The sequence below is a fragment of the Peribacillus butanolivorans genome, from assembly GCF_001273755.1.
GTDB classification, from domain to species: domain Bacteria; phylum Bacillota; class Bacilli; order Bacillales; family DSM-1321; genus Peribacillus; species Peribacillus butanolivorans.
This window is the reverse complement of sequence record NZ_LGYA01000001.1, coordinates 2,112,491-2,137,941: the sequence shown is the minus strand read 5'-3', so window position 1 is coordinate 2,137,941 and position 25,451 is coordinate 2,112,491. Positions and strand designations below refer to the sequence as shown.

At 38.3% G+C, this 25,451-nt stretch carries 22 protein-coding genes; 6 read left to right on the top strand and 16 right to left on the bottom strand.

Annotated features, from left to right (window positions below; genetic code table 11):
- Nucleotides 1-337 precede the first annotated feature (337 nt).
- From AKG34_RS09975 to AKG34_RS09960, 4 genes are all read left to right on the top strand, one after another.
- Nucleotides 338-1,948 (top strand): alkaline phosphatase family protein, encoded by a 1,611-nt coding sequence (locus AKG34_RS09975; protein ID WP_236694914.1) that lies wholly within the window; start codon nucleotides 338-340, stop codon nucleotides 1,946-1,948.
- A gap of 738 nt (nucleotides 1,949-2,686) precedes the next feature.
- Nucleotides 2,687-4,207 (top strand): spore germination protein, encoded by a 1,521-nt coding sequence (locus tag AKG34_RS09970; RefSeq protein ID WP_053345943.1) that lies wholly within the window; start codon nucleotides 2,687-2,689, stop codon nucleotides 4,205-4,207.
- Between the two features lie 19 nt (nucleotides 4,208-4,226).
- The gene (locus AKG34_RS09965) at nucleotides 4,227-5,318 is read left to right on the top strand and encodes a GerAB/ArcD/ProY family transporter (RefSeq protein ID WP_053345942.1); all 1,092 of its coding nucleotides are present in this window, start codon (nucleotides 4,227-4,229) and stop codon (nucleotides 5,316-5,318) included.
- Nucleotides 5,315-6,400 carry a Ger(x)C family spore germination protein gene (locus AKG34_RS09960; RefSeq protein ID WP_053345941.1) on the top strand — a complete coding sequence of 362 codons (1,086 nt, stop codon included), beginning with the start codon at nucleotides 5,315-5,317 and terminating at the stop codon, nucleotides 6,398-6,400. Before AKG34_RS09965 ends, AKG34_RS09960 begins: the two co-directional genes overlap by 4 nt.
- Nucleotides 6,401-6,717: 317 nt before the next feature.
- On the opposite strand, the gene AKG34_RS09955 is transcribed toward AKG34_RS09960, so the two are convergent.
- The 6 genes from AKG34_RS09955 to AKG34_RS09930 form a co-directional block, all read right to left on the bottom strand.
- On the bottom strand, nucleotides 6,718-7,365 hold the full coding sequence (locus AKG34_RS09955; RefSeq protein ID WP_053345940.1) for a 3-oxoacid CoA-transferase subunit B: 648 nt from the start codon (nucleotides 7,363-7,365) through the stop codon (nucleotides 6,718-6,720).
- A 17-nt stretch (nucleotides 7,366-7,382) separates the two neighbouring features.
- On the bottom strand, nucleotides 7,383-8,078 hold the full coding sequence (locus AKG34_RS09950; protein WP_053345939.1) for a CoA transferase subunit A: 696 nt from the start codon (nucleotides 8,076-8,078) through the stop codon (nucleotides 7,383-7,385).
- Nucleotides 8,079-8,109: 31 nt separating this feature from the next.
- Entirely contained in the window at nucleotides 8,110-9,495 is a 1,386-nt protein-coding gene (locus AKG34_RS09945) for a GntP family permease (RefSeq protein ID WP_053345938.1), read from the bottom strand.
- A gap of 609 nt (nucleotides 9,496-10,104) precedes the next feature.
- On the bottom strand, nucleotides 10,105-11,775 hold the full coding sequence (locus AKG34_RS09940) for a sigma-54 interaction domain-containing protein (RefSeq protein ID WP_053345937.1): 1,671 nt from the start codon (nucleotides 11,773-11,775) through the stop codon (nucleotides 10,105-10,107).
- A gap of 66 nt (nucleotides 11,776-11,841) precedes the next feature.
- Entirely contained in the window at nucleotides 11,842-13,017 is a 1,176-nt protein-coding gene (locus AKG34_RS09935) for an acetyl-CoA C-acetyltransferase (protein ID WP_053345936.1), read from the bottom strand.
- The gene (locus tag AKG34_RS09930) at nucleotides 13,014-13,961 is read right to left on the bottom strand and encodes a 3-hydroxyacyl-CoA dehydrogenase family protein (RefSeq protein WP_053345935.1); all 948 of its coding nucleotides are present in this window, start codon (nucleotides 13,959-13,961) and stop codon (nucleotides 13,014-13,016) included. The genes AKG34_RS09935 and AKG34_RS09930 overlap by 4 nt, the downstream gene beginning before the upstream one ends.
- 263 nt (nucleotides 13,962-14,224) lie before the next feature.
- Between AKG34_RS09930 and AKG34_RS09925 the strand changes: the two genes are divergently transcribed.
- Both AKG34_RS09925 and AKG34_RS09920 read left to right on the top strand, forming a co-directional pair.
- The gene (locus AKG34_RS09925; RefSeq protein ID WP_053345934.1) at nucleotides 14,225-15,001 is read left to right on the top strand and encodes a 3-hydroxybutyrate dehydrogenase; all 777 of its coding nucleotides are present in this window, start codon (nucleotides 14,225-14,227) and stop codon (nucleotides 14,999-15,001) included.
- A 573-nt stretch (nucleotides 15,002-15,574) separates the two neighbouring features.
- Nucleotides 15,575-15,994: a GntR family transcriptional regulator gene (locus tag AKG34_RS09920; RefSeq protein WP_053345933.1), complete on the top strand. Its 420-nt coding sequence runs from the start codon at nucleotides 15,575-15,577 to the stop codon at nucleotides 15,992-15,994.
- Between the two features lie 41 nt (nucleotides 15,995-16,035).
- Here the strand turns inward: AKG34_RS09920 and AKG34_RS09915 are convergent, their stop codons facing one another.
- The 10 genes from AKG34_RS09915 to AKG34_RS09875 all read right to left on the bottom strand — a co-directional run bounded on the left by AKG34_RS09915 (nucleotide 16,036) and on the right by AKG34_RS09875 (nucleotide 25,438).
- On the bottom strand, nucleotides 16,036-17,028 hold the full coding sequence (locus tag AKG34_RS09915; protein WP_053345932.1) for an NAD(P)/FAD-dependent oxidoreductase: 993 nt from the start codon (nucleotides 17,026-17,028) through the stop codon (nucleotides 16,036-16,038).
- Between the two features lie 269 nt (nucleotides 17,029-17,297).
- Nucleotides 17,298-17,567: a ferredoxin gene (locus tag AKG34_RS09910; RefSeq protein ID WP_053345931.1), complete on the bottom strand. Its 270-nt coding sequence runs from the start codon at nucleotides 17,565-17,567 to the stop codon at nucleotides 17,298-17,300.
- A gap of 237 nt (nucleotides 17,568-17,804) precedes the next feature.
- Nucleotides 17,805-18,080 carry a VOC family protein gene (locus tag AKG34_RS28730; protein ID WP_236694911.1) on the bottom strand — a complete coding sequence of 92 codons (276 nt, stop codon included), beginning with the start codon at nucleotides 18,078-18,080 and terminating at the stop codon, nucleotides 17,805-17,807.
- A 51-nt stretch (nucleotides 18,081-18,131) separates the two neighbouring features.
- Nucleotides 18,132-18,764 carry a VOC family protein gene (locus tag AKG34_RS09905; RefSeq protein ID WP_236694910.1) on the bottom strand — a complete coding sequence of 211 codons (633 nt, stop codon included), beginning with the start codon at nucleotides 18,762-18,764 and terminating at the stop codon, nucleotides 18,132-18,134.
- A 15-nt stretch (nucleotides 18,765-18,779) separates the two neighbouring features.
- The gene (locus tag AKG34_RS09900; protein ID WP_236694909.1) at nucleotides 18,780-19,568 is read right to left on the bottom strand and encodes an SDR family NAD(P)-dependent oxidoreductase; all 789 of its coding nucleotides are present in this window, start codon (nucleotides 19,566-19,568) and stop codon (nucleotides 18,780-18,782) included.
- 41 nt (nucleotides 19,569-19,609) lie between these two features.
- Nucleotides 19,610-20,119, bottom strand: coding sequence for an aromatic-ring-hydroxylating dioxygenase subunit beta (locus AKG34_RS09895; protein ID WP_053345930.1), 510 nt, complete (start codon nucleotides 20,117-20,119; stop codon nucleotides 19,610-19,612).
- A gap of 21 nt (nucleotides 20,120-20,140) precedes the next feature.
- Complete coding sequence (locus tag AKG34_RS09890; RefSeq protein ID WP_053345929.1) at nucleotides 20,141-21,442, bottom strand: aromatic ring-hydroxylating oxygenase subunit alpha; 1,302 nt, start codon at nucleotides 21,440-21,442, stop codon at nucleotides 20,141-20,143.
- A 46-nt stretch (nucleotides 21,443-21,488) separates the two neighbouring features.
- Nucleotides 21,489-22,274, bottom strand: coding sequence for an aspartate dehydrogenase (gene nadX / locus AKG34_RS09885; RefSeq protein WP_053345928.1), 786 nt, complete (start codon nucleotides 22,272-22,274; stop codon nucleotides 21,489-21,491).
- A 16-nt stretch (nucleotides 22,275-22,290) separates the two neighbouring features.
- A complete protein-coding gene (locus AKG34_RS09880) occupies nucleotides 22,291-23,736 on the bottom strand; it encodes an aldehyde dehydrogenase family protein (RefSeq protein ID WP_053345927.1) in 1,446 nt (481 codons plus the stop codon).
- Between the two features lie 13 nt (nucleotides 23,737-23,749).
- Nucleotides 23,750-25,438: a thiamine pyrophosphate-binding protein gene (locus AKG34_RS09875; protein ID WP_053345926.1), complete on the bottom strand. Its 1,689-nt coding sequence runs from the start codon at nucleotides 25,436-25,438 to the stop codon at nucleotides 23,750-23,752.
- Between the last annotated feature and the right edge of the window lie 13 nt (nucleotides 25,439-25,451).

Below are 25,451 nucleotides of genomic sequence, written 5' to 3'. Positions count from 1 at the left end.
TAGACCCTAGTTTAAAGGCGTTTATAATCACATCAATTTTCTAGACAACATTCCCCTTCTTCCTTTGGAGGATGCCCATGATACCAAATGTCATTGTATCTTAGTTATTGTTTTCTTAAGAAAAAATCTCTTAAAATGAACAACGATAAAGACACATTCTTACTGAAGAATTATATGTCGAAGTGACATGTACATGATGTTAGAGTATTTCTTTACCTTTCTCTCAGGTCAACTGCCGGCTCGAAGCAGTTTTTGATTTTCCACAAGTAAATACTTATTTCTGACTTTCTTTAATGAATGTGAAGAAAATGCAAATAATAAAATTGAAGAAGAAAACTTGCAAAACGAAGGTGGAGTCCTAATGATATATCGCTTACTAATTCTTGTATTCCTTTCAATCATAGTGATTACTGGTTGCTCTCATCTTGGTTCAAAGAATGAGCGGAATTCTCCAATAATTATGCAAACAAAGGACTCCGCCTCGCCTAAAGTTGTCCTTCTTGTTATTGATTCATTAATGGACGAACCTTTACAAAAAGCCATCCAGGAGGATAAAGCCCCCGCCCTAGGATTTTTTCTAAAGCATGGTCAATATAGTAAAGGATTGGTAAGTTCCTATCCAACAATGTCAGTTACTATTGACAGTACTTTAATAACTGGTACTAATCCAGACAAACACAAAATTCCTGGTCTTGTCTGGTTTAACCAAGACGAACAACGTATTATTAGTTACGGAAACGGATTTTTTGAAACCTTGAAATATGGATTTCCTCAGGTTGCTCAAAACAGCCTATATCAATTTAATAATGTGGATCTCGATTCGAATGTTAAAACCATACATGAAGAATTAGACAACAACGGGGTACAAACTGCTTCTATAAATGCTTTAATTTACAGGGGGAATTATAACCATACCTTAAAAACCCCGAAGATCATCGCAAAAACGACTCCTTTGCCTGATCAATATCACACCACTGGACCAAAGATATTGTCTTTTGGAGATTTTATCAATCTGGACCCCAAAAATAAGCATGTGGTGAATCGATTGGGGCTTAATGATGCATTTTCTGCTCAAGAATTTAAGTACCTTTTAAAGAAAGATATACTTCCTGAATTTACAATTATGTACATGCCAGAAAACGATCATTCAGTTCATATAAAGGGCCCTATGACAACGAAAGGGATCGAGAAACTTGATAAACATCTACAAGAAATATTAAATGTTTATCCAAAGTGGGAAAACGCTCTTGATAATATCATTTGGATCATTATTGGGGACAGCAAGCAATCATCCATTAAAAAGAACAAAAAGGAAGCTTTAATTGACTTAAGAAAGTCCCTATCGAATAATCATGTTTTAAAGCTGGGAGACCCTGTTCGAAATAACGATGAAGTTGTAATTACAGCGAATGAACGAATGGCATATGTATATAAAATAAATAATGGTTTCTCTATAAAGGATATAGCTAGTAAGTTGCAAGCAGATTCACGGATAGCATGGATAGCATGGAAAGAAAACGAAATGATCCAAGTAATTTCGGGAGCTACCAAGGAAGTTTTTCAATTTAAACCTGGTGGACCTTATAAAGATGTTTATGATCAAACTTGGTATATAAAAGGAAATAGTGCAATTTTAGATCTAGATATAAAGAGTAATCATCATATTACCTACAGAAATTACCCTGATGGATTATCAAGATTATATGGGGCATTACATTCACATAAAGGAGATTTTCTAATAGTTGATGCTAAACCCGGCTACGAATTTATAGGTGAAAGTTCTCCAGAACATGCTGGCGGAGGTGCCCACGGTTCCATGCACAAAGATGATTCACTCACACCAATGATAGTTACAGGGACCGATAAAAGCATTGATCATTTACGAATTGTTGATATAAAAAGTTGGATATTAGATATCTTTGAAGGGGATATCATACGAAGTAATTAATTCATTAAAAAACCTATTAAATCAGCTAAAAAAGAAATCTGACTACGAGAAAACAGGTTGGTTACTTACAACTAACTAATCTAATTCCAATGCTCTTTTTGTTATATTTCATATTTCACTAAACTGCCAAGTTGTTGAACAATTAAAGAGTACTTTTTTTGTAATGAATTTTCAACTTTTTGCACATCTACCTTTTTGAAAAGCCAATGGCTAATTCATTACAAGAGCTAAAGAGCTACAGATTTTTCCCATTTCAAGGGACTTCATAGGCCCGATCCAGTCGACTAAGTCCCTTTCTATACTACTAAAGTAGGCCAATTCGGGACTTTCTTGTGATTTTAAATCAGATTATTTAGTTCCCTTCCATCTTATAAAATACTATTAGAATTATTTTAGCCTGTGCCTGACTGTGCCTGCCTCTGCCTTTTATCTAATCAACCAGCAACTATTAAAACTCTTAATTTTGAATTGATATATCTTACACAGTTTTCTATCATGCTGAAAATCAATCTTGACTACACCTCAAAACATCCCCCCATCCTTTCGTCGATTAATAATCCTTCTTTAAATAAAATGATTTCCGAATGACACACTTTACGCATAGGGCCTAGTGGCTCTATTCGGCTTTGTACCCAAGTAATGTACCGTTCACGAAACAAGTTACAATTATATTCTAATAAGGTTAATATGGGATGAAGTTGGAATAATAGGATAATAAGCTTAAGTTTAGAGGTGGAAATGTTGTTTAACCGCAGAAATTCCCAAAAAAACTTAAATCGAAAAGACGATTTTAATAAGGTTTCCGATATACGAAGCCTATTTAATTCCCTTTCGTCATCAAATGATTTTATTAACCATCAAGGCAACTTAAAAGGAATTGGCTATTGGGTATCTTTTTATCGCTCTTTAATTGACGGGCAAGAACTACATGAGAGCGTACTATCTGTAATACCAACTTTAGAAACGATTAGTTTGGAACAAATTAAAGAAAATATCCCCATAGAGAATACTCTAATCACTAGCACTAGGAAGGTAATTGAAGAAAGGATAATGAGAGGCGAAATTGCCATTCGTTTAGATACGAACCTCGATGAGTGTTTGTTGATAAATATTGCCTCCAAACAAGGAAGACAAATTGGTAAACCCGAGCTTGAATTTGGAATCATAAGTCCTCAAGAAGCTTTTGTCGAAGATATTGATATCAATCTGAATCTAGTGAGAAAAAGACTGCCTATCCCAGAGTTACAAGTAAATGAATTAACTGTAGGATCCTTATCTAAAACAAAAGTAGCTGTTATATATATAGAAGGAATTGTTGAACAGGAAAATGTCGATACCGTTATACAACGAATCAATGAAATAGAGTTCGATGAAATTTTGGATGGATCCAATCTAGCGCAAATGCTTTATGATGAATCAAATACTCTATTCCCACTTTTTTTACATACGGAAAGACCCGATCGGATTGCAAGTGCTTTGTCTGAAGGTAAGGTAGCCATGGTGATAGATAGGTCTTCTTCTGCACTAATTGCTCCAACCATTTTATTGGAATATTTTATTACCATGGAAGATTATAATATGCCCTGGGTTCCAGCTTCAGCTTTCCGATTATTAAGAATATTCGCGGTCATTTTTTCTATATTCGCTACACCTCTTTATGTAGCCGTGCTGACCTTTCATTATGAACTGATTCCTAAAGACCTTTTGGAGACGATTGTTGCTTCAAGGAATTTGATACCCTTCCCTCCTTTAATTGAAGCTTTATTCTTAGAGATTTCAATTGAACTGTTAAGGGAAGCCGCTGCCAGGTTACCAACAAAGGTAGGTCAGACATTAGGTATCGTAGGCGGTATTGTTATCGGTCAGGCTGCTGTTGTGGCTGGACTTACCAGTAATATTTTATTAATCATTGTCGCCTTATCGGCACTAGCATCATTTGTAACGCCAATTTATAAAATGGGAAATGCTATACGATTACTTAGATTCCCATTTCTACTGGGGGCACAAATCTGGGGTTTGCTTGGGATAGCCCTTGCGTCCGTGTTTTTAATGACACATCTTATTAAGTTGACTTCAATGGGACATCCTTACCTAGAACCAATATACCCGTTTCGCATTAAAGATTGGAAAGACAGCTTTGTTCGACTTCCTTTTAATTTTTTCAAGTCACGACCTGTAAATTTACGAACAGAGAATGTGACAAGACAACCACAAAAGCAAAAAACATCAAAAAAAAGAAAGAATGATTTTAATGAGTGATAAAAAATGAGGGTGCTGTATGAACCAAGCTGGTGTAAATGATAAATATAAAGTATCACCATTCTATGTGTTTTTTTTAGTGCATTCCATGCAAACAGGCATAGGTGTGTTAAGTTTCCAAAGAGTTTTAGCGAAGTCGGCGGGGACGGACGGCTGGATCTCCATAATTCTAGCAGGGCTAATTGTTCATATTATGATTTGGATCATCTATAAAATATTCAGTATTGTACCAGGGGATATCATTTCCGCCAATACACAGGCATTAGGGAAATGGCTGGGGAATTTTTTCAATCTGTTATTTATCATTTACTTTTTGATTCTTGGGATGACAGTAATAATTAGCTATATAAATGTCGTACATGTTTGGATGTTTGAAGAAGTACCTTCCTGGGCATTTGCTCTAGTGTTTCTAATCCTGATTTATTACATAAATTCTGGGGGGTTCCGAACTGTTACCGGCGTTACCTTTTTAAGTGTATTGTTGACATACTGGCTTCTATTTGACCTTATCTATGCAATGAAATATGCTGAATTTACGAATTTGCTTCCTATTTTTGACCACAGCATTTTAGATATACTTAAAGGAGTAAAAGATAATTCATTAACCATGATTGGATTTGAATTGATTCTGATGTTTTATCCGTTTATCAAAGATGCTAAAACTTCACAAAAATATGCCCATGGAGGTGCCTTAACAACTACGTTACTGACCGTGTTCATTTATTTAGTTTCACTGGTCTTTTATTCACAAAAACAGTTAGTCCTGACTATTTGGCCGACACTGACAATGACTAGCGTTGTCGAGTTGCCCTTTATTCAACGTTTCGAATATATTGAGATCTCTTGGTGGGCCTTAGTTATCATACCCAATATGACCATATCATTATGGGCTGCCAGCAGGGGATTTAAACGCTTATTTAATGTTCAGCAAAAGTATCCATTATGGGGTATGAGTATTATTATTCTGCTTATCAATATTTTTGTTTTTGATATGGATTCCCTTTATATTTTGAATAAAATTATCAATCCATATGGCCTGTACTTCATTTGTTTATACTTGCCTCTTCTTTTGTTAATCATCTATACAAAGAAATTGAGGAAACGTTTATGAGAAAAGTACTTCCTGTTATCTTAATCTGTTCACTTCTTTGCAGCTGTGCACAACAGAAAGTAGTCGACGAAGTGAATATGGCCCAGGCTATTGGCTACGATTTAACAGAGGATGATATGATCGAAGGTATGTTCGTCATCCCCATCTTTCAACAAGAAAAGATGGGGAAATATCAAATCTTAAGTGGAAAATCAACGACAACGAGTGATGTTCAAGCTATTGTATCAAAAAAGGCAAATAAGCCGGTGCTCCTTGGACAGACAAGAATCGTTTTTTTTAGTGAGAAAATCGTTCAACAAATTGGAATGACAGAGCTAACCGATTATATCTACCGTGAACCCCAACTTGGGAACAGGGTTATTTTGGCAATTGTCGAAGGAAAGGTTAAAGATGTCATTTATACAAAATCACCTAATAGTAATGTGAATATTGGCATTTTTTTAGCCGATTTAATTACTCAACAAAAAGAATCTGGTAACGGACCGGATACTAATCTCCATATTTTTTTAAAGGACGCTCTAGCAGATGGCGGAGATGCGTTTCTTCCGTTATTAAAAAAACGTAATAACGATATTATGGTTTCTGGAGTAGCATTGATACACGAAAATAAAATAGTGAGTAAAGTGAAAACCCAAGATATGTTTGTATTTAAGACTTTAGTTCAATCCCATAAACGAGGAATTTATAAATTCAGTTTAAAAGATAAGAAAAAAAGCGAAATTGTGGTAGAGAGTATCCGAAGTGGTTCAAGTTATAATGTTTCAAACTCAGGGAGTGACCCCTCGATCACGATTAAAATCAAAATTGAAGGTCAAGTAAAGGAATCCATGAGAAGTGAAAACCTAACAAATAGAAAAATGATTAAAAAAATTGAAATGGCAATGAAACAGGATTTAACTAGGGAAGCAAACAAACTTATTAATGATTTTCAGAAAAAAAACATTGATCCGATTGGCTTAAAGGAGAAATATCATGCCAAAAATAAAAGAATGACATATGAAGAATGGAAAAAGATTTATCCTAATATGACGATAAAAGTAGAAACTGAAGTTCATATTCTTCAAACTGGCGTTTCGGAATAATATAACTGCAAGCACATAAGCAAAAGATTGAAAACGAGAACTAGAAATCATGACGTATCACTCTGCAAAGGTCAAATAGAACAGAATGTATAGTTCACTATGTTCTAAAGATGGAGGAATCCACTATAATTTATCTAGAAATGAGAGATATTTGCGAAACAAACAACCATTCATAAAAAAATGATTACAAAGAAAGCGTGCAAATGAAATAAGTTCAACTTCATTATGCACGCTTTCGGATGAAATGCAGGTTTATATAGGTATTTTACAGGTGCCTCAAATTAACTTAGGGCAGTTCAATCATTGACTTTTTTTACTTACCCTTTTATTTCTAAAGACGAGCTTACAGTAAAGTCAGCCTCAGTATTGCTTTTCACTTGTTCAATTGTAACCCCGTTCTGCAATTCGATCAATTCCATACCTGATTCTGAAAATTGAAAAACAGCCAAGTCAGTAATCAGGCAATGGATGACATTTTTTCCCGTCAATGGCAGTGTACAGCTCTTTTTCACTTTGGATTCCCCATGCTTGTTCACATGATCCATAATGACAACGATTCGTTTTGCCCCTTGGACGAGGTCCATCGCACCACCCATTCCTTTTACCATCTTCCCAGGGATCATCCAGTTAGCTAAATCCCCTTTTTCGGAAACTTCCATTCCACCTAAAATGGCAAGATCGATATGTCCGCCGCGAATCATCGCGAACGACTCAGCACTATCAAAAAAGGAAGCCCCGGCTTTTGCCGTTACTGTTTCCTTTCCTGCATTAATCAGATCCGGATCCACTTCATCTTTATTTGGATAAGGTCCAATTCCAAGTAAGCCATTTTCCGATTGAAGCATGACATTGAGGTCACCAGGAATCATGTTAGCAATCAAGGTCGGCATGCCGATTCCTAAATTCACACACATACCATCTTGGATTTCTTTTACGGCCCGTTCTAATATTTGTTGTCTTGACATTCGAAAACTCCCCCTTTTTATGCGTTAGTGGTTGTAAGTTTTTCAATTCGTTTTTGATAATGGTTTCCTACAAAGATTTTTTGTATATAAACCCCAGGAGTATGAATTTCATCTGGATCAAGCTCTCCAATATTGACAAGCTCCTCCACTTCGGCAATCGTGATTTTCCCCGCGGTGGCTACAACTGGGTTAAAGTTTCTTGCCGTTTTTCTATAAATGAGATTACCAAACGGATCTGACTTCCATGCTTTGATAAAGGCGAAGTCCCCGACTAGCCCTTTTTCCATAATGTAAGTGCGACCATCAAATTCCTTATGTTCTTTACCTTCAGCCACTTCTGTCCCAACTCCAGTAGCTGTATAAAAAGCAGGAATACCTGCTCCACCTGCTCTTAGACGCTCAGCAAGCGTCCCCTGAGGAACTAGCTCAACCTCCAGTTCTCCATTTAAAAATTGTTGCTCAAACAATTTATTTTCACCTACATAAGAAGCTATCATTTTTTTGATTTGCCTATTCTCCAACAATAGACCGAGACCTGCATCATCGACTCCACAATTATTGCTGATAACAGTCAAATCTTTTACACCTTTATCACGCAAAGCATGAATTAGATTTTCTGGAATTCCACTTAATCCAAAACCGCCAACAACAATCGTTGCTCCATCCTCAATTTGTTGAATGGCACTATCCAAAGAAGACAATAATTTTCCCATTTTCTCCATCTCCATTTCCTAGTTTATTCTTTTAAATAAACAGTGATGCTGAAAAAGCAAGGATGAACACTGTAACCGTTTTCAAGATCGTAATAATAAATATGTCTTTATACGATTGCCGATGTGTCAATCCTGTAATCGCAAGTAAGGTAATAACGGCACCGTTATGTGGAAGCGTATCCATCCCTCCGGATGCCATGGAAGCAATACGATGAAGCATTTCCGGGCTGAACCCAACAGTTTGTGCCACCTGCAAGTAATGACTTCCCATTACCTCTAATGCAATGGAAAGTCCACCAGAAGCAGATCCGGTAATTCCTGATAGCACATTGACAGCGACTGCTTCCGAAACGAGTGGATTGCTGCTTGCGTTGAACACCCAATTTTGAATCACAGAGAAACCCGGAAGCGTTTTCACAACATTTCCAAAACCAACCTCAGAAGCGGTATTGAAGATTGCTAGCAAAGATCCCATTGCGGCAGCTGTTAAACCACTTGCCAGTTTGACCTTTATGCGCCCAACATTCAGAAGCATCGCTGCTAGGATCCCGATTGTCAGCGCAACAATCAAAGACCAAGAAGAAGTTACTGAGCTTACATCAGCGATATTGAAGGTTTCCTTTAACATCGTGCCATCATACCAGTTCTTTACGGAAATAGCACTGCGACTGAAAGCGAAGTTGAACGCAACTACAAGCACAAGTGGTACGATGGACAGCCAAAAGTTAGGCAGATTTTGCTGTTCGCCACTTTCGGGTTCATTAGTATGTCCTTCCCCGTAACCTTCACCTTTTGCTAACGCTTGTTTACGACGATGTTCTAACCAGATCATTCCACCTGTGAATACCATGATTGCGCCAATGATTCCGATTAATGGTGCCGCATACGTATCTGTTCCAAAATAATTCGTTGGAATGATGTTTTGAATCTGCGGTGTTCCAGGAAGCGCATCCATCGTATAAGTGAAAGCACCCAGTGCTATAGTTCCTGGCAATAACCGCTTTGGAATATCCGCCTCTTTATAAATCGCTGCAGCAAATGGATAAACTGCAAAGGCTACAACAAACAGTGAAACCCCACCATATGTAAGCGCTGAACAGGCTAGGACTACAGCAAGAATGGCCCGCTTTGAACCTAGTGATTTAACGATGGTCTTTGCAATAGATGCTGCTGCACCACTCATCTCCATTACTTTCCCAAATATAGCACCTAATAGAAATATTGGGAAGAATGATTTTACATAATTTGCTGCATATGTCATATATGTCTCTGTATAGCTCGGTAACAAATGACCACCAGATAATATGACCGCCAATAATGTAACAAGCGGTGCTATAATAATGACCGGATAACCTCTATAAGCTAAAAAGATTAAAAGTCCAAGAGCCACAACAATGGCTAAAATTTGAATCACCAATACAATTCCCCCTTTTCTCTTCTCCCTATGCCCCCAAATTCACATTTTCAATCGGATTTTACAATTCGAGCCTGCCTTCCCCAAGTCAAGCTGAATGATTATTCTACTACTTCCCCCAATTGATAATGCTTTCAACAAACTATGAAACTTTAAAATTACTCCCTATCCATTTTCCCAATTGTAGCCCTTTGTAAAATGACAGATGGACCATTCAGTAAAATACATATGCAATAATCGTGCCAACATAATTAAAATTTAAAATTACTCATCTATTAAAGCATTTCAAATCATTTTCCCTCCCCTTTTTACTAACTGTAGAAGCTAGAATCCTTTAAAACTGTTCAGGTTTCTTTACACTCTATTTATAACCTCCAAAAAAGTGTAAGCCTTTTCATACACTATTCAAATTACCTCTCTTTTAATGAACGGATTTCTTAACACATTCATAAAAATTTCCAAACAAAGAAAACTCGTCGACTTACACAAGTGTCGTAGTTTCCTAATAAAGACCACTACGAAACCTCTAGATTAATCCTCTAAAAGAGGTTGTTCAAAAGTATAAAAAAGTACCCGTTGCAAATGCACAGGGTACTTTTCTACAATCATTATTCATAAACCATACTTATTCATCTTCTCATAAAGTGTCGTCCGACTCACTCCGAGTCGCTTTGCCGTTTCGGATTTATTACCTGAAGTCATTTCCAGACAAGAAAATATTGTAGCACGTTCGGTTTCTTCCATTACTTCGGCTAAAGTGCGGATTGGGACTAGTTCTTTATGACCCGTTATTTCTTCAGGAAGATGCTTGGAATCTATCATTTCCTCTTCTTCAACAATATTCAACGCGCGTTCAATGATATTTTCCAGCTCACGAATATTACCCGGCCACTTATAGAGACGAAGTAGCCGTAAAGCTTGATCACTCATACCCTGTACACGCTTTTTCATAAGGTTTTGGTATTTTTCAACAAAATAATTCACTAGAATTTCAACGTCCTCTAATCGCTTCCTTAAGGACGGAACGTGAATTTGCATGACCTTTAACCGATAATACAAATCAAGCCTGAACTCACCTTTTGAAACCATTTCTTCTAGATTGCGGTTCGTTGCCGCGATTACCCGTACATCAATCTGAACACTGCCCGTAGAACCGACCCGTTCAATTTCTTTTTCTTGTAAAACACGAAGTAATGTCACCTGCATATGCAGTGGTAGCTCACCGATTTCATCAAGAAAAATTGTCCCGCCATCAGCTGCTTCGAACTTACCTGCCTTCCCGCCTTTTTTTGCACCGGTGAAAGAACCCTCTTCATAGCCAAAGAGCTCTGACTCTAGCAATTCTGCTGGGATAGCTGCACAGTTCACTTTAACGAATACACCCATGGCTCGTCTGCTTTCATTATGAATGGAATGGGCAAACAGTTCCTTACCTGTTCCGCTTTCACCCAGTATCAACACATTTGAGTCACTTTTAGCTGCAATTCTGGCTTGTACTTTTACTTCCATAAGAGCAGGACTTTTCCCCATAATATGATCAAACGTATAGGATGCTTTATTTCTCTCGCGAAAATCACCTTTATACTTTTTTAGCTCTATTTCCAATAAGTTTACCCGTTTGGAAAGAGCCGTAAATTGCCCGACATTTTTAAATAATATTTTCCCGACCGCCCCTACGATTTTACCTTGTTTCAGAATCGGGGAACGGGTCGCAATAATGTAATTATCTTTAATTTTTTGTAATTCAGCGACTTCCTGTTTGCCAGTTTTGGCTACTAAATGCATACGGGTATTTTCGATGATTTCCGTTACATGCTTCCCAATTGAGCTTTCCTGATCTACCCCAAGAAAATCAGCATATGCATGGCTCAACATTTGTACATACCCTTCCGTATCAACCATAACCAAACCATCATAGGCAAATTCTATAATATCTTTAAAAAGGATTTCTTCATGATTATCAATATTAAGAAAATCATTTTTATTGTTCGTAAATAACAGGAAATAAAATTGATACTCCTCATCAGCCACTTGAACAATCTCTTTTCTAACAATCACATTATTACCGTTCATATAAATAGGCGTATTTACAGCTGACAATAGATTTTTTTTAATAATCAACGTTGTTTGCTGATCAAATTGATCCTCTGAAAACCCCTCAGATAATATGCGATTGTATAGGACGATTTCTTTTTCGTTTTTCGTTACCAAAATCCCAAAAGGTAATTCTTCCAATATCGCTTTTACTAATTCTAATTGAACCGTTTTATTATCATTGGCCATACCTATTCTCCTTAATCCTTCTGATGTTTACCCATTATATCATAGGAAAATAAGGCCAAATCACCTTTACCGTTCAACAATCAGCGCTGTACCCTGCCCGCCACCAATACATAAAGTGGCAAGGCCCGTTTTTGCACCTCTTCGCTTCATTTCATACAATAATGTAACTAAAATCCGTGCACCAGAAGCACCTACAGGATGGCCCAGTGCTATCGCACCGCCATTAACATTCACTTTTTCTGGATCCAGTTCAAGGTCCTTCAGCACAGCGAGTGACTGTGCCGCAAAGGCTTCATTCACTTCCATTAAATCAATTTCATCAATTTTCAATCCCGCTTTTGCTAAAGCTTTTTTTGTCGCAGGTACTGGACCGTATCCCATGATTTTTGGATCAAGCGCAGCGTTAGCATATGACTTGATAGTTGCTAAAATTTCCAGTCCCAGCTCGTCAGCTTTTTCTTTAGACATCAGTACCAGCATCGCACCACCATCATTGATTCCAGACGCATTTCCGGCCGTAACCGTTCCATTTTCCTTAAAAGCAGGTCGAAGTTTCGTTAGCTGGTCTATCGTTAGCCCATGGCGTGGATGTTCATCTTGGTCAACTAAGATCGTTTTTCCTCTGCGTTTATATTCAACAGGGACGATTTCATCTACAAATCGACCTTCAATTTGGGCCTTTTCAGCTTTCAACTGACTATGTAAAGCAAATTCATCCTGCTTTACACGACTAATTTCCCACTGTGCCGCAATATTCTCGGCCGTTACACCCATATGATACTGATTAAAAACATCCGTTAAGGCATCATAAGTCATTGAATCCACAACTTCGGCATTCCCCATCTTCTGTCCAAAACGGTAATTCGGAAGTAAATACGGGGCATTGCTCATGCTTTCAATACCCCCAGCAAGAATCACATCGGCATCACCAAGGGCTATGAATTGGGCCCCCATAATTACCGTACGGAGCCCCGACCCGCAAAGCTTATTGATGGCCATAGCTGGTGTTGTTTCCGGGACCCCTGCATGAATCGCAACCTGACGTGCCACATTTTGCCCTAACCCGGCCGATAGAATATTCCCAACCAATACCTCATCGATCATGTCAGCCGAAATATTTGCCCGCTTAATTGCTTCTTTAGCTGCTACCACTCCCAATTCAACCGCTGAAACATTGGCAAGACTACCTCCAAGCGTACCAACTGGTGTTCTTGCTGCTCCTACAATCACTACTTCTCTCATAATACTTCCTCCTTCTCCATTTTTAATTTTCCTAGTTTAATAAAATTACGGTCCCTCTCATTGATTTTCTGAGAAACGGTAGATTCCTCATAAGTGAAAATCCCTTCACCTGACTTCGCCCCAAGCTTCCCCTTTTCCACTAAATCACGAATAATGATCGGGGCTTGCTTACTTTGGTCCAACTCTGGTGCAACATTATCAAAAACGCGCTGCCATGTATCAAGTCCCCCAAAATCAGCAATCTCGATTGGCCCAGTAAACGCCCAGCGAAATCCAGGTCCCGCTGTAATGGCTGTATCAATATCCTCAGCAGTGGCTACGCCCTCTTTTAAGAGATAAAAGGCTTCCCGCATCAAGGCAGTTTGCAGACGATTGGCAATGAATCCTGCTATTTCTTTTTTTAAAAGAATCGGAGACTTGTCTATTTTTCGAATTAAATCAAGTGTAGCCTCGACGACTTCCGGCTTTGTTTCATTATGCTGAACAATTTCAACTAAAGGAACCAGATGCCCAGGATTAAAAAAATGCGCGATTATCATCCGGTCTGCAAACGAAGCAGTCTCCATCAATCGAGAAATCGGGAAGGTCGATGTATTTGAAGCAATAATCGCATCCTCTTTCACTATTTGCTCCAATTGTTGATACAGGTCCAACTTCAATTCAATGACTTCCGGAATAGCCTCAATTATAAAGTCAGCATCCCTAACGGCCTCCTTCAAGTCAACCTTATATGTAATATTAGATAAAGCACCCTGCATTTCCTGTTCAGTCATAGCACCTTCTTCAATGAGCAGGGATAGATTCTCAGATATTCGATCTAGGGCTTTCGATAGAAACTCTTCTTTAATATCGTTGATAGTGACGAAATACCCGCTAACTGCGAATGACTGAGCGATTCCACTCCCCATTACACCTGAACCGATAATTGCTATATTTTTGATCATTTCGTTTCTCCTTTCTTATCCATGATATTTCCTACATTTTACTCAACTTATATACATGCAATATCCATGCCAACCCTAAGAGTAAATAAAAATCTTTTGTTATTTTAAAAATTATGATAGACTCTAAATCAATAACCATCCCCCCATATTTTTATTACCTTCCCTTGATATTTTAAATTTGCTTTCATATGAATATTCCCTATATATCAAACTAAACTTTTTGACAGATTTTGACCGTTACATTTTTTTTGGAGGAATGTAATATGGTTAAAGATAAAGTGGCGATCATTACGGGGTCTGCTAGAGGAATCGGTTTTGAAATTGGAAAGATCTTTGCTGAAAATGGAGCAAAGGTCGTTCTTTCAGACCTTAATCAAATTACAGTTGAAGATGCAGCTCTAGATTTAAGAAACAAAGGCTTGGAAGTCACCGGCTTTAAAGCAGACGTAACAAAAGAAGAAGATATTATTCAACTAATCAAACAGACCAAAAGGAAATATGGCCGAATTGATATTTTCATTAATAACGCTGGCCTTCAGCATGTTGCTCCGATTGAAGAGTTCCCAACTGAAAAATTCGAACAGATGATCAAAATTATGCTAACCGCTCCATTTATAGCAATTAAAAACGTTTTGCCTATTATGAAAGAACAAGGATTCGGCAGAATCATTAATATCTCTTCCATTAATGGACTGATTGGATTTGCTAATAAAGCAGCGTACAATAGTGCAAAACACGGTGTAATTGGATTGACGAAAGTCGCCGCCCTTGAAAGCGCATCTTCGGGAATTACAGTAAACGCCCTTTGCCCAGGATACGTGGACACACCTCTCGTACGCGGCCAACTGGAAGATCTAGCAAGAACAAGACAAGTGCCACTAGAAAGCGTTTTGGAAGAAGTTATCTATCCGCTCGTCCCACAAAACCGCTTACTCGACGTAAGCGAAATCGCCGACTATGCCATTTTCCTCGCAAGTGACAAAGCCCGAGGCATCACCGGCCAGGCTGTTGTGTTGGATGGTGGTTATACAGCTCAATAAAAAGAAAAGAGCTCCTACCAGAGGACTATAACCCGGATAAAGGACACGTAATAAAGCGCCCTTTACCTGGGTTTTCTTTATCCTACGAAGGAAACAAATAATAAATAAGGTGTTATTTTTTATTGACATTAAAAATGGTAGGTCATATCCAAACAAAAAAAGAAAGAAAAAAAGAGTTAGTAGCCATTAACCACTCACTCAGATTTCAATTTCATAGGTACAAAACAAATTCATACTATTTAATCTTAAAGTTATGATTGAGAGTGCCTAAAAATTTAAGAAATTCTCAAATTCTTTTCAAATTTAAATTGGAATAATTTCTAAAAAAACGTCTTAAAAATCTCTTGGTGCTGACTACATTCATTGCAGATATATTCTATTTCTAATGCATCTTCTCTTACTGTATGAACTGTCTCTTTTTTACAAGTTTCACAAAATCTTTCTTCGCATATTTCTTCCATTACTAATCACTCTCCATGTTCATATTGTCTTTTTTTACATTATTTTGTGTAGCTATTATATTTTGTGAATAATTAAAGGAAAAATACCATTTTTTCCTGAAGGACCTCCATAATGAAAAAGAAGAAAAGAATTCAGAGACAAAAAAACAACATTATGATGCGATTCCTAGAAACAAGAAGGCTCTGGGTGCCCAAATATACGTATCGGCATTTGATTATAGTAACTTATACCAGAAGCTACATGTATATTAATTGTATATTCGAAGGGAGCACCATAGAAGCAAATCATTATCAGTATATTAAAGAGCAAATTGAATATTATTCATCTAAACCCTTAAGGGAAGCAATATTTTACGTTGTTAAGAATGCAATTATAGAAGGGGTATTTTTACCTGGGGATCGTTTAACGAAAGATGATATCGCCCAACAATTTAACTGTAGCCGTACACCGGTTCGTGAAGCATTGAGAAAATTGGAACAGGAAAACATTCAAGGGTATGGTCAAAAAATACTACCTTACCATTACCCTTGAAAATCACTTTTAAGACTACAATTTAATGCACTACTAGCAAATCATGCGAATAAGGAAGTACTATGCATTGGCTGAACTTTGGCTTTAGGATCAATATAGGCTTTAGCATTATTGACTGAAGTAGGACCTTCACCAAATCCTGTTGTAATTAATTTAACCTTTCCTTCATACGTACAAATATCCCCGGCAGCGTATATGCCTGAAATATTTGTTTCTTTCTTGGAATTAACTATAATTGAATTTTTCTCAAGTTTTAGACCCCACTCTTTAATTGGGCCAAGAGAGGAAATAAAACCATAGTTAACAATTAGGTCATCTATGTCAACTAGTTCTTTTTGTTGAGTCTTAGCCTGTTCTAAGACAATTTTAGTGATTTGATCTGCTCCTACCAGCTCTGAAGGAACATAAGGTGTTTTGACTTCAACAGACGAATTCATCAATTGGTTTACACTATGTTCATGAGCACGAAATTTATCTCTTCGATGTATCAATGTTACTTTTTCAGCAATAGGCTCAAGCATAAGTGCCCAATCAAGAGCCGAATCTCCACCGCCTAGAATCGCTACTTTTCTTCCTTTGAATCGAGTCATGTCATTCACAAAATAATGTAAATTCTTGTTTTCAAACTGTGCCGCATCTTCTAGTTCTAATTTTCGAGGCTGAAAAGCTCCATTCCCTGCAGTAATAATAACTGATTTAGAAAAATGAGTATCTAGGTTTGTAGTGATTTTAAATGTCCCATCTTCTAGCTTTTCAATCAGTTTAACCGCTTCGTCAAGACAAATCGTCGGTTCGAATACCTTCATTTGTTCTTTTAAATTCTCTACCAATTCTTGTGCCCGTACTTTTGGAAATCCAGCTATATCATAAATGAATTTCTCAGGATAAAGAGCGGTGAGTTGACCTCCCAATTGAGGAAGACTCTCTATGATTTTCACCTTTGCTTGCCTCATTCCACCATAGAATGCTGTAAATAAACCAACTGGACCGCCACCAATAATTGTAATATCATCAATCTTCTTTTCTTCTATCATCAGTAATCACCTCGAATTTACCCTATTAGAATTAATCGTTCTTCCATTTTGGTCATGTATCTATAGATCTTGAAGGGCGGACTTGCCATGTGTTTCTAGAGATATTTCCTCATTTACCTGACAAGTGATAACAAAATACAAGGAGTCAAAAATGTTAAATATCCGGCTTATGCTTTTCAATGTAGCAATAATAAATGATGTCAAACTAGCGACTTTACTTTCCTTACTAAAAAATAACATGATTCTAAGGAATCATATAAAACCTGGTACTAGTTGAGACCATTCTTAGATATCTCTAGTTTAAAAGGATTACCATCAAAAGAAGCTTGGGCTATTTTTATAGATTCGGTTGGACATCCTTCTAAAGCATCAAGCACATCCTCCTCTAATTCATCAGGTATGACGACTGTTCCTTCATTATTATCTAATGTAACAAACGCAATACCTTCTTCATCGTAATCATAAATTTCAGGAGCTGTAGCTCCACATGCTCCACAAGCAATACAAGTTTCTTTATCAACAATCGTATAATTAGCCATTTCCCCTCGTTTTCTCTCCTTTCTAAGGTCCAGTTTCTACCCAGGGCTCATACAAATCTGGTTGTAGAAATCTGGCTATTTCCTATGCTTTTTCTATTTACTCATTCTTGTTCAGATTTTCTATGTTTCCAAATTAATGCTTCACTGAGTATTGATAATTACTCATTATGTAAGTCCTAAGTGTTCAGACACTTTAATATGAACACATATTTTAGCTGGTAATTGAATGACATTCGTTTACGTATCAAAACGTTCTAGCAATTCAATAATCACTTTATATGTCGATGTCGTGTCCATATATACATATCGTCCTTTTCCGTTATAAAAGTTACCTGTTTGAATGACCGAATAACCCATTTTTTCCAACATCTTCATTTTCTCATCCATATCTTTAACGACAAACGAGATATGCTGAACTCCTTCCCCATACGTTTCAAGATGATGCTTCCAAGTACTCGGAGAATCTCCCGGCTCAATCAATTCTATTTGAATTAATGGCGTATTGAAAAACATATATCTCGATTTACCTTCAGTAGGCTTCCCTTTGTAAATTACATTTGTTACCTAAGGGGAACCAGAGTGAATGATCGACGGTTTTTCCATATCTAGCAATCTACAGTAGGCATCCGCAGCCGCATCAAGGTCTTTAACAACAATTGCAAGCTGTTCTACTTTGTTAGTCCCTAAAAGCGGCTGAACACTGTCATCTTCAGGTTTTTCCCACACTGTTTGCCTCGGTTCTGCACTCTCAAGCAGTTCAACTAACGTTTTATGATCATCTAGTGTATCTACATACACGTACCGGCCGTCACTCGAGGTAAATTCACCTGTTTGCAATACTGGGTATCCACTTTTCTCCATCACAGGAAGCCTCTTTTGGATAGAGTCAACATCAAAAGCAATATGATGAATTCCTTCACCTACTGTATCCAAAAACTCACGCATTGTTCCTGGATTTTTATCCGGTTCTATGAGTTCGAATTGGACGGTTGGTGTATTAAGAAAAGCCAGTTTAGATTTTAAATCTGTAGGTTCACCTTTAAAAATCACTTTCGAAACAGTACTGTCACCAGTTAGAAATGGTTCAACCTTCTTAATGCCTAACAATTTTGTAAAAGCTACATTAGCAGATTCAATATCTTTTACAACAAATGCAAGCTGATTAATATTTCTATTGCCTAATAGTGATTCAGTCATGTTTATAAACCTCATTCAGCCAAGTCCCCGCACTGACAATCCACCATCACTAGAAATGACTTCACCGGTAATCGCGCGCGCTTCGTCAGAAGCTAACAGTACATACGCAGCAACGTGATCTTCTGGCAACTGGGCAAGTTGAAGTGGGTTTCTTTTTTTAATGCTACTTGCTTTCGTATCATTATCCACGACTTTAACAAATGGGCGCAGAGGTGGAATGACCGATAATGCTGTCAGTGTGCCACCAGGCGCTACAGCATTTACCCGAATATTTGGAGCGAGTTCGAATGCAAGTTGGCGCATTAATCCGATTTGAGCGTGCTTGCTTGCTGTGTACCAAACGCCACCGCCATCAGGATAGAAACTTGCACCAGATACAGTAAAAATAATATTGCCATTAGATTTCTGCAGTTCTTCAAGTGCTGCTTTCGCACCGAAGAAAGAGCCTTTAACGTTAATATTGAGCAGGAAATCATATGCTTCGGAAAGTGCATCAGGAGTTACGTCGGCAAATTTAGCAAATCCATCGAAGACTCCTGCATTAGCGACGAGAACATCTAACTTCCCAAATTGCTTAACAGTGGCCTGTACAGCCTTCTCATTGTCTTCGTATTTACTTACATCTCCTTGGTTAATGAGAATTTCTTCACCAAATTCCTCTTTCATTTTCTTTAGCGTTTCTACAGAGCGGCCGATAATGCTGACTTTTGCCCCTTCTTGTATAAAACGTCGAGTGACAGCTTCTCCTATACCCGAATTACCACCAGTAATCAACACTACTTTATCTTTTAAGGCCATAGCCATTGTAACCAACCTCCTTGTTATCTTTTTTACGATACTTACTGTTATACGAAGATAGCGAGGTTCCTTGTATTTATTGTTGTTTGATCAACAATGAATATCCGTTTGGAAAGTTTCCATTTACCATCTTCGAATATGAATTCATCATTTCGTTCCCCCGAAATCAAATCGTGTTGAATATCCGTGCTACGGCTTCGATAGATAAGTAGATAGCTCTTAACGACTGCCTTTTCACCTTCAACAAAGTCTTTAACACGCACGTTGCTGACAAAACGCCGCGTTCTGGAAGGAGGAATTTCCGCCCATGCATAATCCGTTTTCAAACGATCTACGCGGAGCTTAAGTAATTCAATATCATCATTAAATGTAAACATTTTAGTTGAATAATCCGGACGTTCAACTCCATCCTTATTGACACGTACAGGCATTTGATAACACAAACTCGAATGCATTAGATCGAACCATTCATCAAATTCAATATCATCAAGTAATTGTGCTTCATCATACAACCACTGTTCAAATTCACATTTAACAAGCATTTCTTCCACTTTCATTTTTCTTCCCCCTCCCGCTTATCATTTCGTCATTAATTCCAACCAGTATTTATAAAAATTCCGTTGACTTGCTTCTGTAAATTTATCATCGTAAGCAACACCTGGTCCGATAAAATCAACAGGTTCGCGATGAAGACCCATTGTATAATTGTAAGTTAAATTCTTTAGAAAAGGCATCGGACCCTGGGCGGCTTCAGTAATGTCCGTAAATACTTCCGTGTCATCTTGCTCAAAAATGCCAGATGGGCTAAACGTCAAGATAAACGAATCTCTTGAACGATCTTTCCAATCTTGAGAGGCGTTTTTTTCAACGAGCATCCAAGCGATTACTTCCATCTTATTGTGACCAATTGGCCGCCACATTCTAATTGAAGTGTTAGAGATAAACTGGTCTTTAATTTTTGTATGAGAAATTAAAAATGATAAGTTCGGGAAAACGTTTCCAATCATATTTTTTAAGTTTGATAACACTTCATATTGTTCTTCTGACAAATTACTTTTAAATTCATTTTTCAATTCTTCCGGGAAAGCAAAATCAGGGTTAGGTGTTCCTAAGTTTAGTCCATGTCCGTTTTCCGTATGAATTTGAAAACCACGCTTTGAATACGTTGCATTGGGTACCATGCCTAGTTTTGCAATTGAACCATGTGTGACCATCGTATGATAGGAATCACCAACAAAGTTATCAGAACCTACTTTCCAGTTAGAACTAACAACAAATCGTTGAGGGACCCCGATTACTTCCATTTCTGCCCGTCCTACAAGGATATCTAAATACCATTTTATATCACCTAGAAACTCTTCAAGCGGCTCTACATCTTCATTCCATGTTCCAAATAAAAGACCTTTATAGGATTCAAGCTTCACTTGGTGAAGCCCCATTTGTGAACGATCAAGCGTCCCGCCATAAATATCTTTTTGAAGTGGCACACCCACAAGCTCTCCTGTGTTTTTAAAGTTAAATCCATGATATGGACACGTAAATAAAGTCTTGTTACCTTTGTCAGCCCGACAAAGTTTCATTCCACGATGGGTACACATATTATAAAAAGCACGAATTCCCCCTTCATTATCACGTGTAATAATGAGCGAATATCCGGCGAGGTCACGTGTCATGTAGTCTCCTTTGTTCGGGACTTCAGATTCATGACCGACAAAGACCCATGTTTTCAAAAATACTTTTTCATGTTCTATATCGTAAACCGTTTGATTGCCTAGGAGGTAAGCAGGTATTACTCCTTCCTCTGGTTTGACCGTTTCGTTCAAATAGCTAACAACTTGCTGTTTCGACATTTCTTCTATGGATTTATCAGTTTTAAGCATACTTGTAGTCTCCCCTCTATGAACATGACATGACTTAAATCAATTATTACCCAATTTGAACACTCTTTTCTTTGTTTTGCAGAGTAGCCAATACACTTAACGCAGCTAAGTAACTCGTTTTCGGATTGTTTGGCATTGGATCATTTTCTATTTCAAGTTTAAGTTTTCCGAATGAACCTGACGCTTCAATAAGGTGAATATTTTTCAATACATATGGATCGGCAATGATTTTCACTCTCGTCTTTTCAGACCCGAGACCAGCCAAAGACAATACAATAGCAACATTAATATTTCTCGGAAACTGCTTAATTGCTTCCGCAGCAGAACCTTCGAATAATACTGTTTCTTCTTCTAATGAAGAACCTGCAGGCAACGCGCTAGGCGGTTTTCTCGTGGTAATACATACGGATTCAAGTCCATTAACTGCTTTTGCCGATTTAAGTACATCGAGACCTCCGATTGCACCGGACGGGAGGAAAATATTAACGTTATTTTTTCGACAGAGGCGTTTAATATTGTCTTCATAAGCAGCATCGGCCATTACACCTATGCTGCTTAATAATAGATTTTTTCCGCTTTTTATCACTTTCAATGCGTACTCTTCAGCAGCTTCAATTGTCGCTGCTTCTATGACTAAATCCACATCTGAATTAAGGAGAGAGTCAACATCACTATACGACTGTGTCCCAAATTCTTCAACTAGTTGAGTTGCTATTTCTTCACGGCGTGCATAAATCGAAACGATTTTCCCTCCTGGAAGAAGTCCGTCTTTATTTATTGCCTGAAGCAGAAATTTCCCGATATTACCGCATCCAATTAGCCCTAGTTTCATATAATTTCATCCTTCCTCAATCAGCAAACCCATAAGAGTCTGCAAAGAATTCAAGTCCACAATGTCTCGTTTCGCGGGAAACACCACTTTCTTTTAAACCAGGAAAATCGAGGGCCAATTCGCTGAAAACGGTATGGTTATTATGGAAAACCGCTCCTGCTTCGAGACGATCGGCCATCTCTATAGCTAATTGTTCATTCACAGTCCAAACAGACGCACGCAAACCAAATTCACTATCATTCGCTAACCTTACCGCTTCATCAACATTAGAGAAAGGCAAAATAGGGATGACTGGTCCAAATTGCTCGACCCGGACCACTTCGCTTTGCTGATCGACTCCTGTAATAATAGAAGGAAGCATATAATAACCTTGATCCCATGTTTCTGGATTAAGTTGAATCCCAGTAGTGACTACTTTTCCACCAGACTTAGCCGTACGTTCGATCAACTCATTCACATAGTCAAACTGTGTTTTATTATTCAATGGCCCCATTGTTACATCCGGCTGAATGCCATCACCAACCACGACTCGGCCAAACTCTTTGGTTAATTTTTTCACAACTTCGTCAAAGCGTGATTCATGGACATACACTCGTTTAACAGCAGAGCATACTTGGCCTGCAGCTCGTAAAATACCCATTCTCAAACGTTTGATTGCTGCTTCATCCATGTTGGCATCTTCCAAAATAATAGCAGGATCATTACCTCCAAGTTCCATATAAACTTTTTGTAGATTTCCTGCTGATTTCTTCATAATTTCTTTTCCAGTTTCTGTACTGCCGACAAAAGCAACGGTACGCACACGAGAATCAGAGCAAAGTGTGTCTCCGATTGCTTTTCCTGAACCAGACACAATATTAATGACTCCTGGCGGAAAATGTTCAGCTACCACTTTTAAACAAGTCATTATCGTTAACGGACAATTTGTAGCAGGTTTCACAACAACAGTATTGCCTGCTAAAATTGCTGGTATTACTCGTTTAAATGTCAAAATCATCGGAGAGTTCCACGGTGTGATAATTGCCGTGACACCTCTCGCTCTTCTTCTGACTTGTACATTTTGATTTCCTGGGAGCACTTCTGGTTGCCACCAGTTAAGTACCTCTGTTGCACAGCCCTTCATGACCTCAACACAACGTAGTAAATCCTTTTTAGCTTCAACAAGCGTTTTTCCATTTTCTCGAACAAAAACTGTGACATTTTCCTCAATTATTTTAGCCAGTTCCTCTGCCGCTGTATTCATCCGGGCAGCCCGGTCCTTTACATCAGAGCGAGACCAGGTTTCATAAGCTTTCACTGCCACTTCTATCGTTTCATTTACGATTTCCTCAGAACAAATTGCCACTTGGCCGACTACTTCTGACGTGTTTGCGGGATTGATTACATCAACTGTTTCTGGTATTTCTTTCCATTCTCCATTAATAAGGTATTTACCTGAAACAACCGGATATGTCGAAATCATTCTCAATCCTCCATTAAAGTTTTTTGGGTTTAAATGCTTCTGCTGCTCCTGGAGGTCCACCAAACGGCTTTGCCATTGGTCCCACAGCTTCCATATCAACAACGATCATTGAAGGCTTACGTCTTTCTTTTGCTTTTTTCAGTTCGCTTACAAATTCATCTCCAGAACCAATCCGTACAGCATCGAAGTGCATGGACTCAGCAAGTTTCACAAAATCTGGACTCAATAAATCAACTGCTACCTGGCGCCCATAGGCAGCTTCTTGAATATTGCGGAGAACACCGTAGCCTGAGTCATCAAATAATACTATGATAACAGGTAAATTTTCTTCAGCTGCAGTAACCATTTCCCCGACATTAACCATAAAACCGCCGTCTCCAGCCATCAGCACAACTGTTTTATCTTGGCAGCCCATTTGTGCGCCAATAGCTGTTGGAAGGCCTTGACCAATTCCGCCACCAGATGCATGAATAGAGGTTCTCGGTTCATAAATTTCAAATAAACGGCTGCCCCATACGTTTGCCTGAACAGTAACATCTCGAACAATAATGGTATCATTCGGCAAAATTTCTCTCATGCCATCTACAAATTGCTCATACGGCCCAAGCGTTGCACGCAGTTGTGCGCGCACTTCATTTCTAAGTGAACGGACTTCACTTACATAAGAAGGATCTGCATAAACTGATTTTTCTTCAAGCTTTTGAATGAGGGCTGCTAACATATCTTTCGCATCGCCAACCAAACCTATTGTCGACTTATAGTTACGGTTAATTGCCTGCAAATCTGCATCGATTGCAATATGCTCTTCAGGTACTGGTACTTTCCAGTTGGACGTTTCATTCCCTCTAAAACGAACACCTACGCTGATTAACAAATCCGCATTTTGCAAAAACTCTTTTGTGGACTCATAAGCCGCGAAATGTCCTATGCATTGTTCGTGGTTTTCGGGAATCGAACCTTTTCCTGATTGGCTTGTTATAACTGCCGCACCAAGAATTTCCGCCAATTTTTGCAGCTCTTGCGAAGCATTAGCACTTATGACACCACCACCGGCCCAAATCACTGGACGGCGCGCTTCAACCATTTTTTCCACGGCTTGTTCAGGAATAAATGCCGTTGATTGTTTTTCAGATGTTGCAACTTGTATTCCATCGAGAGAAATATCCTCAATAATTGCCGATTGATAGTCAATTGGAATTTCCAATGTAATTGGTCCAGTTGGCGCAGTTAACGCTTCTTGAATCGCCTTTCTTACCACTGCAGCCGATTGTGCCGGATTTCTAAGCCTTACAGCATTTTTACAAGCACCGCTCATCATCGAGAGCTGGTCTTTACATTCATGTATGTATCCTCTACCTGTACCAAGATATGTTGAAGCGACTTCGCCGGTAAGATGAAGAAGGGGAACACCTGCAGCCCAAGCTTCTACTAATGAACCTGCTGCATTTCCTGCTCCTGTACCTGTACTAGTAATTACTACACCTAGTTTTCCAGTCGCACGTGCATAACCATCGGCCATATTGACTGCACCGCTCTCTCCACGTGAACAGATGAGTTTAATGCTTCCTTCTCTAAGAATCGCATCATAGATAGGCATATTATGAATACTGACAATCCCGAAAGCAGCTTCTACGCCAGCTTGCACTAGCTCTTTTACGATGGAATCAGCGGTCGTAAACTCTATTTCTTCTTGTTTTTTCATATTGTTATCCTAC